At 59.1% G+C, this 15,566-nt stretch carries 16 protein-coding genes; 1 reads left to right on the top strand and 15 read right to left on the bottom strand.

Translation table 11 applies throughout. From position 1 onward, the window contains the following. Window positions 1–29: 29 nt before the first annotated feature. The 9 genes from ACP0KA_RS16340 to ACP0KA_RS16300 all read right to left on the bottom strand — a co-directional run bounded on the left by ACP0KA_RS16340 (window position 30) and on the right by ACP0KA_RS16300 (window position 8,265). On the bottom strand, window positions 30–1,319 hold the full coding sequence (locus ACP0KA_RS16340) for an ArgE/DapE family deacylase (protein WP_424629789.1): 1,290 nt from the start codon (window positions 1,317–1,319) through the stop codon (window positions 30–32). A gap of 70 nt (window positions 1,320–1,389) precedes the next feature. Continuing rightward, a complete protein-coding gene (locus ACP0KA_RS16335) occupies window positions 1,390–2,415 on the bottom strand; it encodes a histone deacetylase family protein (protein WP_424629788.1) in 1,026 nt (341 codons plus the stop codon). 54 nt (window positions 2,416–2,469) lie between these two features. After that, the gene (locus tag ACP0KA_RS16330) at window positions 2,470–2,781 is read right to left on the bottom strand and encodes a cupin domain-containing protein (protein WP_424629787.1); all 312 of its coding nucleotides are present in this window, start codon (window positions 2,779–2,781) and stop codon (window positions 2,470–2,472) included. Window positions 2,782–2,961: 180 nt separating this feature from the next. Next, window positions 2,962–3,717, bottom strand: a complete 756-nt coding sequence (gene cnbZ / locus ACP0KA_RS16325; protein WP_424629786.1) for a 2-amino-5-chloromuconate deaminase CnbZ — start codon at window positions 3,715–3,717, stop codon at window positions 2,962–2,964. Window positions 3,718–3,755: 38 nt separating this feature from the next. Then, the gene (locus tag ACP0KA_RS16320; RefSeq protein WP_424629785.1) at window positions 3,756–4,487 is read right to left on the bottom strand and encodes an ABC transporter ATP-binding protein; all 732 of its coding nucleotides are present in this window, start codon (window positions 4,485–4,487) and stop codon (window positions 3,756–3,758) included. Continuing rightward, a complete protein-coding gene (locus ACP0KA_RS16315) occupies window positions 4,480–5,229 on the bottom strand; it encodes an ABC transporter ATP-binding protein (RefSeq protein WP_424629784.1) in 750 nt (249 codons plus the stop codon). Before ACP0KA_RS16315 ends, ACP0KA_RS16320 begins: the two co-directional genes overlap by 8 nt. Further along, a complete protein-coding gene (locus ACP0KA_RS16310; protein ID WP_424629783.1) occupies window positions 5,222–6,157 on the bottom strand; it encodes a branched-chain amino acid ABC transporter permease in 936 nt (311 codons plus the stop codon). Before ACP0KA_RS16310 ends, ACP0KA_RS16315 begins: the two co-directional genes overlap by 8 nt. Next, window positions 6,154–7,020, bottom strand: a complete 867-nt coding sequence (locus tag ACP0KA_RS16305) for a branched-chain amino acid ABC transporter permease (RefSeq protein ID WP_424629782.1) — start codon at window positions 7,018–7,020, stop codon at window positions 6,154–6,156. The genes ACP0KA_RS16310 and ACP0KA_RS16305 overlap by 4 nt, the downstream gene beginning before the upstream one ends. A gap of 33 nt (window positions 7,021–7,053) precedes the next feature. Further along, complete coding sequence (locus ACP0KA_RS16300) at window positions 7,054–8,265, bottom strand: amino acid ABC transporter substrate-binding protein (protein WP_424629781.1); 1,212 nt, start codon at window positions 8,263–8,265, stop codon at window positions 7,054–7,056. 163 nt (window positions 8,266–8,428) lie between these two features. Between ACP0KA_RS16300 and ACP0KA_RS16295 the strand changes: the two genes are divergently transcribed. Next, window positions 8,429–9,331 carry a LysR family transcriptional regulator gene (locus tag ACP0KA_RS16295; RefSeq protein ID WP_424629780.1) on the top strand — a complete coding sequence of 301 codons (903 nt, stop codon included), beginning with the start codon at window positions 8,429–8,431 and terminating at the stop codon, window positions 9,329–9,331. Between the two features lie 12 nt (window positions 9,332–9,343). Here the strand turns inward: ACP0KA_RS16295 and ACP0KA_RS16290 are convergent, their stop codons facing one another. From ACP0KA_RS16290 to ACP0KA_RS16265, 6 genes are all read right to left on the bottom strand, one after another. Continuing rightward, window positions 9,344–10,057 carry an ABC transporter ATP-binding protein gene (locus ACP0KA_RS16290; protein ID WP_424629779.1) on the bottom strand — a complete coding sequence of 238 codons (714 nt, stop codon included), beginning with the start codon at window positions 10,055–10,057 and terminating at the stop codon, window positions 9,344–9,346. Further along, window positions 10,038–10,802, bottom strand: a complete 765-nt coding sequence (locus ACP0KA_RS16285) for an ABC transporter ATP-binding protein (protein WP_424629778.1) — start codon at window positions 10,800–10,802, stop codon at window positions 10,038–10,040. Before ACP0KA_RS16285 ends, ACP0KA_RS16290 begins: the two co-directional genes overlap by 20 nt. Continuing rightward, entirely contained in the window at window positions 10,799–11,773 is a 975-nt protein-coding gene (locus tag ACP0KA_RS16280; RefSeq protein ID WP_424629777.1) for a branched-chain amino acid ABC transporter permease, read from the bottom strand. The genes ACP0KA_RS16285 and ACP0KA_RS16280 overlap by 4 nt, the downstream gene beginning before the upstream one ends. 27 nt (window positions 11,774–11,800) lie before the next feature. Further along, window positions 11,801–12,667 (bottom strand): branched-chain amino acid ABC transporter permease, encoded by an 867-nt coding sequence (locus ACP0KA_RS16275; RefSeq protein WP_424631627.1) that lies wholly within the window; start codon window positions 12,665–12,667, stop codon window positions 11,801–11,803. An 8-nt stretch (window positions 12,668–12,675) separates the two neighbouring features. After that, on the bottom strand, window positions 12,676–14,307 hold the full coding sequence (locus ACP0KA_RS16270) for an amidohydrolase (protein WP_424629776.1): 1,632 nt from the start codon (window positions 14,305–14,307) through the stop codon (window positions 12,676–12,678). 79 nt (window positions 14,308–14,386) lie between these two features. Next, complete coding sequence (locus tag ACP0KA_RS16265; protein WP_424629775.1) at window positions 14,387–15,562, bottom strand: ABC transporter substrate-binding protein; 1,176 nt, start codon at window positions 15,560–15,562, stop codon at window positions 14,387–14,389. Window positions 15,563–15,566 lie beyond the last annotated feature (4 nt).

Below are 15,566 nucleotides of genomic sequence, written 5' to 3'. Positions count from 1 at the left end.
CGATCCAATCATCCCGCCGCTCTAACTGATCACGGATTGACAGGTTCGGTGCCGCACCATTCCGCGATGAACAAGGCGATGGCCTTGGTGATGCGCTTGGTGGAGGCAAGACTGGCGCGCTCATCGAAGCCATGAATGTTCTCGCCAAGACCGCCGTAACACAGCGTCGGAATCTTGTCGTACAACGCATAGACGCGCGCATCGAGATAAGCCGCTGTCATGAAGGTCCCGAGCGGCTTGCCGGTTGCTGCCGTGTGGGCGCGCCCAAGAACGGCCTCCGCTTCCGAGCCCGGCTGAAGGACATAGCCTTCCGCCTGGAAACCGTTGAAGGTCGTCATCGGCGGCATATTGGCAAGGAAAGTATCGGACCTTGCAAAGGCGGCAATGCGATCGGTGATCTTGCGCATCGCCTCTTCTGCCGACGTCCCGGGATAAACCGAGACACGGCAATCGATCTTGCACCAGCAGGGCACGGATGACGCCCAATCCCCACCCTCGATCTTGCCGATGTTCAGGTTGATCGGATGGTTCTCGTCCTTGAAGTGCTCGTGCTTGACCTTCTCCGCATTCCACTCGTCTTCAAGGCGCCGCAGTTCGCCGATGACACGGTAAGCCGCGTCAATCGCGTTGGCGCCGGTGCCCATCTGTCGCACATGCACCGGGAAGCCACGAACCTCGATTTGAAACCACAGCACGCCGACATTGGCGCGCACGAGCCGTTCAGCCTCGGGTTCGGAGATCAGGGCGGCATCAGCCTTGTAACCCCGCAGGTGCGCCATCAGCGCGCCGTTGCCGGTCGACTCCTCCTCGACCACCGACTGCACATAGATGGTCGCCGCCGGCTGCACACCGATCCGACGCAAAGCATCAAGCGCGGAGATATTCGCAGCTAACCCAACCTTCATGTCCGCACCACCGCGGCCGTAGAGCCAATCGCCCTCGATCACGGGTTCGAACGGCGGATGCGTCCACATCTCCGTCGGGCCGGTCGGCACCACATCGACGTGCCCCTGCAGAATGAGGGACCGTCCGGTCTCGTTGCGAGGACGGTGGATGCCGACGACGATCGGCGCACGCGAATGCTCCTCGCTGAACGCACCACTGCCCGGATGGCGCTCGAGCGCCTTTTGGTCCATTTCGAAGCGGTCCATGGCATATCCACGCTTGCGCAGCGTCTGAAAGACGAAATCCTGCACGGCATGCTCTTGCGCCCGCGTTGAGGGAAACCGGATGAGATCCTGACTTAGAGCAATCTGCTGATCAAATCCCTGATCGACAGACGCAATGATGCGATCACGGAGGGCGGGATCCAGGCTCATGGATGATATCCTTGTTTCTTCTTCGCGAGTTCTGAGAGAGACGACGGGCATTTGCCCATGCGTTGTTTGATCAGCGTGCCCCTTCGAAGCCTGCGAGAACGGCCGTCAGGTTTGTGCCAAGCAGATCCGAGAGGTATCCGCCCTCCTGAACGAAGACGGTTGGCAGACCTATCTTCGCGATGGCTGCCCCGATGCGGCGAAAACCATCGGTCGTCACAGCAAGACCGGCGAGCGGATCGTGCTCCGAGGCATCGAGACCGAGGGCTACGACCAGCGCGGTCGGCGCAAACGCCGCAATGGTCTTCTCCGCAATGCCAAGTGCCTGGAGATAACCATCATCCTTGGTGCCCAGCGGCAGCGGAATGTTGAGATTGGTACCCAAACCCGGACCCGCACCGCGTTCGTGTGCATATCCCCAAACGAACGGATAGTACCGCGTGGGATCAGCATGAATTGAGACCGTCAGCACGTCTGGGGATTCATAGAAAATGCCCTGCGTGCCGTTGCCGTGATGAACGTCAACGTCCAAAATCGCCACGCGCTCATGTTTCTGGCGAAGATGAGCCGCCGCAATGGCGCTGTTGTTCAGGAAACAAAAGCCACCGGCCTGATCGCGGTAGGCGTGATGTCCCGGCGGGCGACAAAGCGCGTAAGCCGTGTCTTCGCCATCCATCACGAGCTGAGCAGCTGTAGCAGCCACATCTGTTGCAGCGCAGGCCGCGTCCCATGTACCCGGTCCAATTGGCGCTGACGTGTCGACCGTATGCCATCCGAGCTTGCCGACAATGTGAGTCGGGTATGTCGCTGCTTGCCGCACTGGATGCATGTTAGGGATCATCTCAGTACCGGCGTCGCCAATCGCGGTCCATTCTTCCCAGGCATCGGCGAGAAAGCGAAGATATTCAGGACTATGGATGCGAGCACGTGGACCTTGTCCGAAGACCGTCGGCTCAACCAGCGTGTGCTTGCCTGCGGCCAAACCTTTAAGCAATCGGTCGGCGCGTTCGGGCTGTTCGGTCGTGCGCTTCACCACACCGCGAACAAGATAGAATTGCGGATCATGGCTGCGGTGACGTTCGGTATAGACGGCCTTCACGAAGTCTCTCCCCTGTCAAATTTTTTGCGCGAAACGAGAACGCTTCGCTTGTTTTCAGGCCAGGGCTTCGGGCCGCTTGACTTCAATCTCAATGAACGCGATCGGATGCGGCGAGCCGTTCATGACATCGTGCTCAACGCCGGACTGCCGCATGTAGGATTGGCCGGCAACGAGCGGCACATCGGTGACGTCTTTGCCGTTGTGGATCCGCAACGTCCCATCGACCAGCATGACCACGAAGTACGGCCATCCATGCCGATGCCATCCCGTCACCGCGCCAGGCTGGAAATCCCAGCGTGTGATACGCAGCGTATCGTTTTCTTCCTGAACGGTGGGGATCGCGGGGGTATTGCACTGAAAAGCCATCGATTCATCCTGGGTCAAGATTTTCCCATGAATGACGACATACTTTTCGGGATGACACAACCCGCGCGAACTATGATCATCCCTGCGCCGCACGTATTCCTACGCGGCGCAGCTTTTCCGATCGAACGCAGGTTATCGCGAGCGGGTTCGGCCGTGCGAACCCGCTCCATCAGGACATGATCAAGCCTGAACAACTCTCTCGGTGTACACGCATCGGCAATCCATCTCGTACTCGAGATCGACGACTGGCGGACGGTTAAAGTGCCAGGTGAGACCGTGCCGCAGCACGCCGCGCTTGCCGAGCTCGCTTTCCAGGAAGGGATAGACGTCGTGGACGGTATAGAGCTGGACGCCGGTGGTCTGGCTCCAGTCTCCGCCGAACGCACTCATGCGCCGCTCCATCTCGCCAAGAACAAACTTGGCTTTTTCCTGCATGGCAGCCGGTGACGTGTCACCCAGCCGAATGGCATGATCGCGGTAATTCGCCTTCCCTTCCGGCGCCTCGCCACTTCCCGCGATGACGAACGACGCCGGCGCATTGGACGCAGGAACCGTATAGGAGAAAGCATAAAAGCCCGGCTCTGACGGCGGATCGACCTTCGGACAGACGTTGCTGCGCGCCACCGGATTGACACCATCCGGCATCAGGCCCCACGCTTTCAGGAAGCCGATATACTCTTCATTGAAGCTGACAAATCCGCTTTCCGTAAACGGCGCCGGCGATCGCAATTCGCATGCAGCGAACGCCGTGAGCGGCCGGCCTGCGTCCTTCAGAATCTGCGCGATGCGCTCAAAGCCCTGACGCAACGGCACGGGTTTCGAAAAACGGACACGCTCCAGAGCAAATCCCGGCAATGCGGCGACACCTGCAGAATACTGACTGACGCCGGGCATGAATCTGTAGCCACCATTGGGCGCATCGACAGTCTTGATCATGTTGCCTCTTTTTCTTGAGTTGGAAACAGAATTGAAAGTCAGTCTTCGAGCACGCCGAGATAGGCGTCCCGGATGATCGGATCTGCGAGGAGTTCTGGACCAGAACCCGTCCTCACGATCCGTCCCATGTCCATCACGAACGCTGAATCACAGAGATCCAACGCGATGGTGACATCCTGCTCCACCAGCAGAATTGACATTCCCTCCGCGTTCAATGAACGCAGCGCCGCTACAAGCTGCTCCACAAGCAACGGCGACAAGCCGAGGGACAGTTCATCGATCATCAAAAGCTTCGGCGCACTCATCAGTCCGCGGCCGATGGCGCACATTTGCTGCTCGCCGCCGGACAACGTGGCTGCGGCCTGATGACGGCGCTCGCGAAGTTTTGGAAAGGTCGTGTAGACCCGATCCATCTCGCGCTTGGTCTCGGCGCTGGAGATCGTTCGCGAATAGGCTCCCATCAGCAGGTTGTCCTCGATGCTCATCGCGCCGAACAACCGCCGGCCTTCCGGAACATGGACGATGCCGCGCGACAGAATATGCGCGGCGGATGCGCGGCTGAGATCTTCACCCTCGGACCGATAGCTGCCGGACTGCACAGGAATAAGACCCGACACGGCCCGCATCAGCGTCGTCTTGCCTGCGCCATTTGAGCCGATCAGTGCGGTGATTTCCCCCTTCCGGAGCGAAAGATCGATCCCCCACAGCACCTGCACCTCGCCATAGCCGGCGCGCAGCCCCTTCAGTTCGAGGATGGAGGCATCAGCCATGAGCGGCAGTCCTCTGTGCGTATTGCTGACCGAGGTAGGCCTCCACGACCGCAGGATTCTTGATGACGTCCCGCGGCGCACCGTCTGCGATCAAGCTGCCGTTATGCAGCACCACGATTCTCGTGCAGACGTTCAGGACCACCTTCATCAGATGCTCGATCATCACAATCGTAATGCCATCCGCTGCAAGTTGGTGGATCAATTTTGTCGCCCGCTCAACTTCCGCGCTGTTCAGGCCGGCATTGACCTCATCCAGAAACAAAAGCTTCGGGCGCATCGCCAGCGCCTTGGCGAGTTCCAATCGCTTGCGCATCGCCAGCGTCAGCGTGGCAGCGGATTGCGCCGACTGCGGTTCAAGGCCAACAAAGGCGAGATGCGCGCGCGCTTCGTCCCGGGCAGACTTCAACGATTGCCCAGGTTGCGAGAAAAGCGCTGCGGCGGCAACGTTGTCCAACGCCGTGAATTCGGCGAACGGCTGAACGATCTGGAACGTGCGGGACAGACCAAGCCGCGCCGATTGATAGGTTTTCACCCGCGTGATGTCCTGGTTCATGAACGTCACAGTTCCGGAACTTGCGGGCGTCACGCCAGTCACAACGTTGACGAGGGTCGTCTTGCCGGCACCGTTCGGCCCGATCAGACCGAGAACCTCTCCCCTGTTCACCTTGAGCGACACGTCGCGCAGCGCCTGCAAACCGCTGAAACGGCGCGAGACCGATTCAAGCCTGAGAATCTCAGACATGCTTCGGCCTCCACGCAAGCAGACGGGAACGCAACGACATCAGGCCATGGGGCAGGAACAGCAGCAGGACGACGATCAGGACACCGAGCACGCCGCTGTGGATCTGGATGTAGTTGCGCCAGACGACTTCTTCCAATCCCAGGTAGACGAATGCGCCGAGGAGCACGCCAAGCGGTGAACCGAGACCGCCGATCAGGGCCATGACGATCGGCTTGACCGAATAGAGGATATCGAACACGTCGGACGGATCGATATAGTGGACCCAGGCCGCATAGATGCCTCCGGCGGCGCCAACGAAACAAGCCGACAATCCAAATGCGACGCTCTTATAAAGAGTGGCATTGAGGCCGATCATGTTGGCTGCGGTCTCGTTCTGCCGGATACAGGCCAGGCCGAATCCTAACTTCGATCCGCCGACAATGATGACCATCAACGCGGTGGCGAGCAGTATCCCCCACATCGAAAAGAAATAGAATGTGGCGTCGCTCATCACACCGGATCCGGCGCCCAACGGAATATTCAAGCCCATGCCGCCGCCGGTCAGGTCCGTTGCGTTGTTCACGAGCTCACGGAACACCTCGATGAGGGACAGACTCGCGATAGCGAAGTAATGCCCGCGCAGGCGCAGCAGCGCCGCACCCAGCAAAGCGGCCACGGCAAAAGACGCAATTCCCGCAACAGGCACAGCAAATGCCATGGATGCACCGCGCGAGAGCAAGACACCGCAGGTATACGCGCCGAAACCGAAGAAAGCCGCCGTGGCGAATGAGGGGTAGCCGGCGAGGCCACCCACCACGTTCCAGGACAGCGCAAGAATGGCGTACATGCAGGCCATGGTGCCAAGTCGTAGCGCGTAGGCTCCGCCGAACAGCGGCAGCGCTGCAATGACCGCGACGATCGCGAGCAAAATGATGTTTGAACGCGTCATTCGAATCCTTTCCGGCCGAGCAAGCCTTGCGGCCTCAGGATCAGGAAGACGATCAGCAATACGAACGACAACGTCGTAGCATGCGCCGGTCCAATGGTTGCGGAGCCAACACCCTCGATGAGGGCAAGCAGAATTCCGCCGGCAAGCGCACCGGACACGCTGCCGAGACCTCCGAGCACACAGACCACGAAGGCTTTTCCGAGATAGGCTGTGGAGGTCAACGGCGAGATCGGAAAAATCAACGCCATCAGCACACCTGCGCAGCCGGCCAGAGCAGTGCCGAGCCCAAAGGCGATGGAGTAGATCGAGTTGACGTTGACGCCCATCAACACCGCGGCATCACGATCGAGTCTGACCGCAACGATGGCGCGCCCTACCTTCAGGCGGCGCAGGATCAGGTACAAAATTGCGGTCAAAGCCAGCGCAAAGGCCGTTGCAAGGAGGCGATCGACCGGAACGACCACCCCGAACAAGGAGACCGAGCCCATGGGCGGCGACAGGGTCAGCTTTCGGTAATCCGCCTTGAAGAAATAGATCATCGCATTGTTCAGGATCAGGTCGAGCCCGAACGTCAGCGTCAGCGTGACCAGAACCGGCGCGGTGATCACCCGGTTCAGAACAATTCTTTGAATGATGTACCCGAGACAGAAGAACAGCGGGGCTGCAATAACAAGCGCGTACCACGGCGAGAGGTGGAGCGACTGATACAGTCCCCACGCGAGGTAGGCTCCAAGAACGATGAAGGAGCCGTGAATCAGATTAATGACGTTGAGAACGCCCCACACCAGCGAGAAGCCAATTGCGATACACGCGTAGAGGCAGCCCAGCACCAATGCATTGATCAGAACCTGAGCTGCCAGCATATCGCTCCCCGCCTGCGCTGCTGTTGAAAGCTATCAATTCACGCCGAGCTTGAATTCGCCCTGCTTGATGATCTGTGGGGACAGAACGATCGCTTTCCCGCCCTGGATCTGGAAAACCGGCGGCTCAAGCGAGTTGATCTGTCCGGTTGGACCAAACTTGACGGGTCCCCAGAATGTCATCTCGTTCATCTTGGCCAATTCATCACGCACCTTGTCCCGATCGATCGATCCTGCCCGCTCAATCGCCATCTGGAAGAGGGCGCCGGAGACGGACGCGGATGCCTGTGCGTAATCCGGATCGGATTTGTACTTCTCGCGGAACAGCTTCACATAATTGGCCGTCGTGCCAAAGATGTCCTTGCCGCTATATTGCGCAGCCGGATGCCACCACGCCGCGCTGGTCACGTTTTCAGCGGTCTGCCCCGCGGCGTCAATGAACTCCTGATAAGCCGGACCGGCGATCATCGAGACGACGGTCGCCTTGATCTGTTGATCAGCCATCTGCTTTCGGACCAGCAACAGATCGTTGATGTAGCCGGTGACGAAGATCCACTGCGGGGCCAGGGACTTGATCTGCGACAGCGTCGCCGAATGATCCAGCGTGTTGATGGCGTACTTCTCGAAGTAGACAACCTCGATCCCGTTCGCCTTGGCTGACTTCTCCATTTCCTGCGCGATTGCCAGCGGGAAAAGATCGTTGCGGGCGAGAATGGCCACCTTCTTAACGTCCGGAGCCTTCGCCTTCACGATCTGCGTCAGCGGCGTGGTCAGCGTGTCGTTCGGGGTGAAGGTGCCGAACAGATACTTGTAGCCTTGATCGTAGACCTGCGCCGATGACGCAGTCGCAGCAATCGTGGGCACCTTGTATTTCTCGGAGACGCTGCTGGCCGCCTTCGCAGCACCCGATCCGAACGCGCCAAACAGGAAGTTGACGTTGTTCTGCGTGATCATCTGCTCGGATGTTTGCACTGCACGCGGTGTATTCGATTGATAGTCCGCGTAGACAATCTCAACCTTGTACTTCTTGCCGCCGACCGAAATGCCGCCCGCCTTGTTGGCCTGTTCAGCCCAGAGATCGTAGCCCTGTTGTTGCTTGATGGCTTCGGGCGCCAGGGGCCCCGTCAGCGGCAGCGGCGCGCCGAAGCGGATCACATCCTCAGCAGAGGCCGCGGTCGCGTACGATCCCACAGTGGCGGCTAGCAAAAGTGAACTCAGGCAACGCGCAATGAACCGAGAACGAGCCATCTAATTTCTCCATCAGGGCCGAGACCGAGCGAATAACTTGACGAAAGCATGACAAAACAAGGGATCGAATAAAAGCATTGAATTTAGAAGCGAGCAGTCTCAAAATTCGAACGCTAGGCGCCTTGCGCCTGGTTCTGATGCATTCCCCGCCGAGCCGGAACACATGCTTGAATCCACTGCCATCCGATATTTTCGGGAAGTCACCCTGCGTGGCTCGGTCAAGCAGGCCGCGGAATCCCTGAATATCGCGCCCAGCGCCATCAGCCGGCAGGTGCAGGGCCTGGAAGAAGAACTGGCGGTCAAGCTGTTCGAGCGCGGCGCGCGCGGCATGACTCTGACAAGCGCGGGCCAGGTGCTTTACCGCTATGCAATCGAGAGCCAGAAAAAGCTTGAACGCGTCCGGGATCAGGTCGAGGAATTCGGTTCGCTGCAGCGCGGTCACGTGAAGATTGCAACCGTCGAGGGCTTGCTCGCGAGCTTCCTGTCAGACTTTGTCGCGGATCTGGCCAAAGAGTATCCAGGTATTTCGATCGCCATTACGGCGGTTGGCTCACGGGATGTCGCCGAAATGGTGAGCCGGCACGAGGTCGACCTCGGGCTTGTTTTCGGTCGAGCGCCAAGGCGCGATCTCGTGGAACTGGCGCGCATGCGCCAATCGCTTTGTCTGATCGTCTCGCCGGATCATCCGATGGCCGATCGAGACGTCTGCACGACGAAGGATCTGGCTGGCCTGCGGGTAATCGTACCCGATCCGTCGTTCGGCATCCGGCAGGAGATCGACCGCGCCTGCGCACAGGCCAACATACAACTCGAACTCTATGGCGAAACGAACTCTCTCGCCTTTGCCCGCAGCATTGTCGGGAAAGCCGAACTCGGCACATTTCTTCCACGCGACGCGGCCATGCCGGAATTGCTTGCGGGAACGCTGGTAGCCATTCCCTTGCGAGACAAAAGGCTCGAGGCAACCCAAGTGACATTGGTTCAATTGGCCACCAAGGGCAACTCTCCCTCAAGCTTCTTGACGACGCAGATGCTCATCGAGCGAATGAAGGATCGCAAGAGCTAAGCGCAGTTGCGTCTAATGGATACCCACGCCGAGCAGCCGTTCCACCAGCGCGCGATCCGATTTCAACTCGCTTGAAGCGCCCTGCCACGCCAATCGTCCACGCTCCAGAATCATCACGCGGCTCGCAAAGTCCAGAGCGCGTTCGATCTGTTGCTCCACCAGAAGAATGGTCATCTTCCCTGATGCCGCGAGGTCGGAGATCATGGTCATGAGTTCATCGCAGATCACCGGGGCGAGGCCTTCCAGCGGTTCGTCAAGCAGCAAGATCGACGGTCGACCGAGAAGCGTCCTTGCCATTGACAGCATCTGTTGCTCGCCGCCTGACAATTGGCCGCCAAGATTCCGCCGCCGCTCGCCAAGCCGCGGAAACATCTCATAGGCCTCTTCCAGCGCGGCGCGCGGCCGTCCCTTCAGACCCGCCGACAGGTTTTCCTCAACGGTCAGCGAACGGAAGATATCCCGCGTTTGCGGCACATAGCCGACACCAAGATGGGCGCGGGCCGATGTCCGGCGCGCCGTCACGTCGACGTCGCCGACCTTGACGGTCCCGTGATGGCGCGTGGACAGCCCCATCAGCGTTGCCAATAGCGTCGTCTTTCCCATTCCATTGCGGCCGAGGATGGCCAACCTGTCCCCGGCCTCCACATGAAAAGAGAGGCCCTGAATAATGCGCGTTGGCCCATAGCCCGCGCTCAAACCTTCGACGTCAAGCCGTGCGGCGGGCATCGGCGTAGCTCCCTAGATAGGCGCGGCGCACCTCTGCATCGATCGTCACGGCCTCGGGTGTTCCCTCGAAAATGAGCCGCCCATTGGCGAGAACAAGAACGCGTTTGGCGAACCGGAAGACGAGGTCCATATCATGTTCGATCATCAGCACCGCAATGTCGGGCGGCAGACGATCGATGGCCTCTAGAATCTTCGGCGCTTCGTCATGAGGCACACCGGCCGCCGGTTCATCGAGCAGCAAGACCTTCGGCTTCAGCGCAAGACCAATCGCGAGTTCAAGAAGTCGCTGCTGGCCGTAAGCGAGCTTCGACACAGGTAATCTCGCCAGATGGGCAATACCCAAGGAGCCCAAGAGTCGCTCCCATTCTTCGCGGACGTCAGGCCTGTTCGCTGCAGTTGAGAACACGCGTCGCGTAAGCCCTCTGCGCTGCATGATCGCCAGCGCCACGTTTTCCGCCGCGGTGAGGCTGTTGAACAGCCGAGTGACCTGGAATGTGCGAACCAGGCCGCGCTGTACCCGTTCGGTGATACCGAGGTGTGTGATGTCTTCTCCCTGGAGGAAGAGACGCCCTTCCGTTGGTTCAAGGTCCCCCGAGATCACGTTGACAAGCGTGGTCTTCCCCGCGCCGTTCGGTCCGATCAATGCGACGCGATCGCCAGCCGAGAGACCAAATGAAATGTCCCGGCTGACGTGAAGGCCGCCAAACGACTTTGACAATCCCTCGAGCTTGAGAAGATCCGTCATGGACGTGTCTCCCGCTTGATCAACCTTGACCATAGAACTGCAATGCCGTGGGACAAGCCACGCGGCAGGAAGACCACCACAAGGATCAACAGCAAACCGACCAATGTCATCCAATGGAACGGATTGGTCGATGACACATAGTGTCCGAAGATCTGGAAGATGATCGAACCGAACAGCGCGCCCCACAGATTTCCGGCGCCGCCGAGCACGAGCATCACCAGCGCTTCCGCCGAACGCTCAAAGCCCACACTGTCCAATCCGACAACACCGGCTGTGATCGCATTCAACGCGCCACCGACGCCGGCAACGGCACCCGACACGCCGTACATGATGATCAGCCGTGGATACACCTTCGCGCCGATCATCTGCACCCGTAAATCGTCATCCCTGATGCCGCGGCACAACAAGCCGAATGGTGAACGGACAAAGCGCAACAGCACGACGAATACAATCGCGAGAACGACCAGAGAGAAGATGAACGCCGTGCGGCTGTACATATCAAAGTGAAAGACACCAAACACCGGAGCCGGTGTGATGCCCGCCAAACCATCGCTTCCGCCGGTGAGCGTCGAGAGCTTGTTACAAAGTGCGGCCACGAGCTGACCGAACGCAATTGACAGCACAAGCTGCGGGAGACCGCGAAACCGCGTGATCAGGAGTCCCGAAACAAGTCCCATCAGAACGCCGGCACCGATACCGACAAGGAGCAACAGGATCGGATCACCAATACCCGCAATGGCGGCATTTCCGACTACATACGCGCTCACGCCGTAGAGAACAGCCTGTCCAAGGGTGGCGACCCCGCAGTATCCCGTCACCAAATCGAGCGAGAGAACCAGCAACGTGATGCTGATCAACCGAGTCAGGAACGCGAGATCATCAGGGAAGAGCAGATAGCCCACCAGGCCAAGCAGGCCGATGGACACCACACCCAGCATTTCCTGCGTAAAGGAAAAGGACTCTAGCCGCATCACTGTCGATCTGGAAAAAGCATTCATCTAGTGGGCCCGCCCGAACAGCCCTCGGGGGAATAGAAAAACGACGAGGATAACGACAAGATAGAAAAAGAACTCGCCGTATTCCGGCGCAAGATACTTTCCTGTCGTATCAGCGAACCCAAGCAACAACGATGCCGCAATGGCGCCTGTGATTGATCCCGCACCGCCCACGGAGACGACAACGAGGAAAGTTACCATGTAGCGGAGTGCATAAAACGGCTCGATCGGCATCAACTCCGCCCCCAGGACGCCGCCGAACGCGCCAAGCCCGACTGCCAGTGCAAAAGTCGTCGCGTAAATCCACTCGGTCCGGATGCCGAGAGAATCAGCCATGTCGCTGTTGTCGACGGACGCGCGCAGCCGAACGCCGAACTCGGTTCTGTCGATCAGCAGCCAAAGTGCGAGCGCCGCGATCACACCGCAGATGATCACGAAGATGCGGTGTGTCGGCACCATGCGAAAGCCGATGTCCATCGGTCCACTCAATGCGGCTGGCAATGGAATCGACTTCAGCGTCGGCCCCAGGAGAAAATTGGCTATTCCAATAATGAAGAACGTGATGCCGATCGTCAGCAGCAACTGCGTTAAAGCGTCGGACTTCCGGTAAATGCGGCGATAGAGCAGAATCTCAAACGGAATCGAGATGATGATGGTGCCGACCACCGCGGCAATGATCGCAACGGCGTAATTCATGCCGAGATCGTGCATCGCATAAGACGCGAGATAGCCGCCGATCATCGCGAAGGCCCCATGCGCGAGATTCACCACCCGCATGAGGCCCATCATGATCGACAGCCCGATCGAAATGATAAACAGCACCATTCCGTAGGCAATGCCGTCGAATGCGATACTCAGGATTGTCTGCATCACGTTCCTTATGCTGACATCGTCGCGGCTGCCGCGGAGGTCCGACCGATCGCATCGTGATGGATTTCACCGCGAACCATCGTCATCAACACATTGATGTTTCGAAGATCGGGATTGATGGCAGTAAATGGATCGCAGTCAAGCGCGATCAGGTCCGCTGCCATCCCCGGCTCGAGGGCGCCCCGCCAGCCTTCATGTTTCATGGCGTAGGCACCGCCTCGGGTGTAACTCGCTATCGCCTGCCGCACGGTCAGCGCCTCGTTTGGACCGATCGGATCGCCGCCCGGAGCGCCCCGGTCGACCGCATCCGCGATTCCGGCCCACGGCGAGACAAGTCCCGTGGGGGCATCGGAGCTGCCGGCATAATTCACACCGGCATCGAGGGCTGAACGGCCGGGATAATTGCGATGGGCGCGATCGCCGAACGCGTTGAGAATTGAACGGCGCATGCGCGTCAGAAAGCTCGGTTGCATAACGATGACGCCGCCGAGCCGTTTCATTCGCTCAAAGCCATCAACCGGCGGGCAAAAGAAATGCTCGATGCGGTGGCGAGCGTCGTGGCGGGGAGCAGCCTGCTGCGCCTTTTCGTAAGAGCTGATGACATGAGAGATAGCCCGATCTCCCACCGAGTGCACAGCCACCTGCCAACCCTGGCGATGCGCCTCGATGATCACGCGCTCAAGATCCGCCTCGTCGCGCATGAAAAACCCGCGCGTCGGCGTATCGGAATACTCTTCGCTCACGGCCGCCGTGCGTCCGCCGACAATGCCATCGGCGAAGTATTTCAATGTCGCACACTGCCAATCGGGATCGAGGCCCGGCATCAGTCCCCGTTCGACGGCTTCATCCGGATCAAGCTGAAGCATGAAGCCGAGCCGCATCGGCAGGCGTTGCTGATCGCGCCGGAGGAGGTTCCAGATCGCGAACTCCTCATCGAAACCGCTCGTAAATCCCACCGCAGCTTCCACGGCAGCCGTCATTCCCGTCCGCAGGCAGTCATCGATGGTGAGACCAAGCGCCTCAGCCAGAACGGCCCGATCCGTTCGCGGCATGGCGCGAAACGCCATCTCGGCAGCGCTTTCGATCGCACTGCCGTCCAGGCGGCCATCGGCAAAGCGGCCGAAGACGCCACCCTCGGGATTCGACAGTCCCTCGTCGAAACCAAGCTGCCGCAATGCCGCGCTGTTGAGAATGGCGATGTGGCCACAGAAGCGGCGGATCATCACGGGGTGATCGGGAATAACAGCGTCGATTTCATCGCGCGTTGGATAGCGATGTTCGGTGAGATTGTTCTCATCGAAATCCACGCCCTGAATCCAACTGCCTTTTTGCTCGGTGCGCGCACGCGTCGCTAGCCCCCTCAGGACATCATCGACCGACGAAGCATGCTGCTGTCCCAGCGGGACCAACAGCCGGGCATTGGCAATCGCAAAGAGGTGGATATGCGGATCGGTGAGACCGGGGATGACAGTCGTCCCCTTCAAGTCGATGGTCACGTCCACTGCGGGAACATCATCTTCCTCCCCAACCCAGGCGACCTTTCCGTTTCGAACCAGAAGCGCCTTGGCAGGAGATTGGTCGTAAGCCGAGCGATAGATGCGTCCATTGAGCAAGCGAAGAGAAGCCGAACTTTCCGTCATCCCGTCGTCCCTGCCGATGCCGCTCTAAAAAATATAAAAGGTCTCCGCAGCGCACAGCCACGGAGACCTCTGGTGAACCTTAGTTCTTGCTCAGAGCCCAATCAGGCTGCGCATCGAACGTCTGGATTTCCTGGTTGATGAGTTTGCCATCGACCTTTTTGACCTCGCGGAGATAGACATTCTGGCGAATGTGCCGAGTGTCCGGATCGATCGACACCGGGCCACGCGGGCTCACCCATTTCATGCCCTTGACGGCAGCGATCGCCTTCGCGGGGTCACGCTGACCGTTGGTCGCTTCAATCATCTTGTAGATCAGACGCGCACCGTCATACGCCGCAACCGACGTCATGGTCACTTCGTCGAGCTTGCCGCCATCCTTCACCATCTGATCGAGGAAAGCCTTGTTCTCCGGCGAATTATGCGAGACGGCATAGTGATAGGTCGAGAGAATGCCGATGCCGCTGTCGCCGATATTCGGCAGATCCGGCTCGGTCACAACGTCACCGGTCGACATCAGCTTGACGCCGGCAGCCTTCAGACCGTTGTCGATATAGGCCTTGACGAAGCCAAGAGTCGGCGGTCCTGCCGGCAGGAACGTGAAGATCGTGTCGGCACCGGAGTCCTTGATCCGCTGCATGATCGGGCTGAAGTCCGTGGTGTTGAGCGGCATGCGGATCGCTTCCGTCACCGTACCGCCGGCTGCCTCGAACGTCTTTTTGAATGCAGCCTCGGCATCGATGCCGGGGCCGTAATCACTCACTGCGATCGCGACTTTCTTCGCGCCGTTCTTTTTGGCGACCTGAGCAGCGGGAACAGTGTTCTGCCACATCGTGAAGGATGTGCGCACGATATAGGGGCTCTTTTCGACGATCGCCGACGTTGCAGCATTCATGACGACGAGCGGCGTCTTCGATTCGTCCAGCAGCGGCGCAATCGCCATGGCATCGGGCGTGAAATAAACGCCCGCCAGATACTGGACCTTGTCTTTGACGATCAGTTCCTGAGCAAGCGCCTTGGATTTCGCAGGATTGGGGGATTCTTCATCACGATAAATGAACTGGATCTCGTGATTACCGACCTTGTTTCCGTTCTGGGAAACCCATGCCTCGATCCCCCGCTTGAAATTGGCGCCGAACAGCGCGTACGGCCCAGACATTGTCCCGATGACGCCGACCTTGATGACATCTGCCGATGCGCCCCCGCTCGTCAGACCCAAAGCAGCCAACGCCAAAAGCAACTTCGCTGAATTCCTCATTCCA

The sequence above is a fragment of the Bradyrhizobium sp. SYSU BS000235 genome (assembly GCF_049747295.1).
Taxonomy (GTDB): domain Bacteria; phylum Pseudomonadota; class Alphaproteobacteria; order Rhizobiales; family Xanthobacteraceae; genus Afipia.
Note: the sequence above shows the minus strand (reverse complement) of the source record. Positions and strands in the feature narration are given on the sequence as shown.

Excerpts from the sequence above, each read along its gene's own strand:
- ACP0KA_RS16340 (WP_424629789.1), bottom strand. The coding sequence starts at position 1,319 with ATGAGCCTGGATCCCGCCCTCCGTGATCGCATCATTGCGTCTGTCGAT.
- ACP0KA_RS16300 (WP_424629781.1), bottom strand. The coding sequence starts at position 8,265 with ATGGCTCGTTCTCGGTTCATTGCGCGTTGCCTGAGTTCACTTTTGCTA.
- ACP0KA_RS16285 (WP_424629778.1), bottom strand. The coding sequence starts at position 10,802 with ATGACGGATCTTCTCAAGCTCGAGGGATTGTCAAAGTCGTTTGGCGGC.
- ACP0KA_RS16320 (WP_424629785.1), bottom strand. The coding sequence starts at position 4,487 with ATGGCTGATGCCTCCATCCTCGAACTGAAGGGGCTGCGCGCCGGCTAT.
- ACP0KA_RS16330 (WP_424629787.1), bottom strand. The coding sequence starts at position 2,781 with ATGGCTTTTCAGTGCAATACCCCCGCGATCCCCACCGTTCAGGAAGAA.
- ACP0KA_RS16295 (WP_424629780.1), top strand. The coding sequence starts at position 8,429 with ATGCTTGAATCCACTGCCATCCGATATTTTCGGGAAGTCACCCTGCGT.
- cnbZ (WP_424629786.1), bottom strand. The coding sequence starts at position 3,717 with ATGATCAAGACTGTCGATGCGCCCAATGGTGGCTACAGATTCATGCCC.
- ACP0KA_RS16280 (WP_424629777.1), bottom strand. The coding sequence starts at position 11,773 with ATGCGGCTAGAGTCCTTTTCCTTTACGCAGGAAATGCTGGGTGTGGTG.
- ACP0KA_RS16275 (WP_424631627.1), bottom strand. The coding sequence starts at position 12,667 with ATGCAGACAATCCTGAGTATCGCATTCGACGGCATTGCCTACGGAATG.
- ACP0KA_RS16290 (WP_424629779.1), bottom strand. The coding sequence starts at position 10,057 with ATGCCCGCCGCACGGCTTGACGTCGAAGGTTTGAGCGCGGGCTATGGG.
- ACP0KA_RS16265 (WP_424629775.1), bottom strand. The coding sequence starts at position 15,562 with ATGAGGAATTCAGCGAAGTTGCTTTTGGCGTTGGCTGCTTTGGGTCTG.
- ACP0KA_RS16315 (WP_424629784.1), bottom strand. The coding sequence starts at position 5,229 with ATGTCTGAGATTCTCAGGCTTGAATCGGTCTCGCGCCGTTTCAGCGGT.
- ACP0KA_RS16270 (WP_424629776.1), bottom strand. The coding sequence starts at position 14,307 with ATGACGGAAAGTTCGGCTTCTCTTCGCTTGCTCAATGGACGCATCTAT.
- ACP0KA_RS16310 (WP_424629783.1), bottom strand. The coding sequence starts at position 6,157 with ATGACGCGTTCAAACATCATTTTGCTCGCGATCGTCGCGGTCATTGCA.
- ACP0KA_RS16305 (WP_424629782.1), bottom strand. The coding sequence starts at position 7,020 with ATGCTGGCAGCTCAGGTTCTGATCAATGCATTGGTGCTGGGCTGCCTC.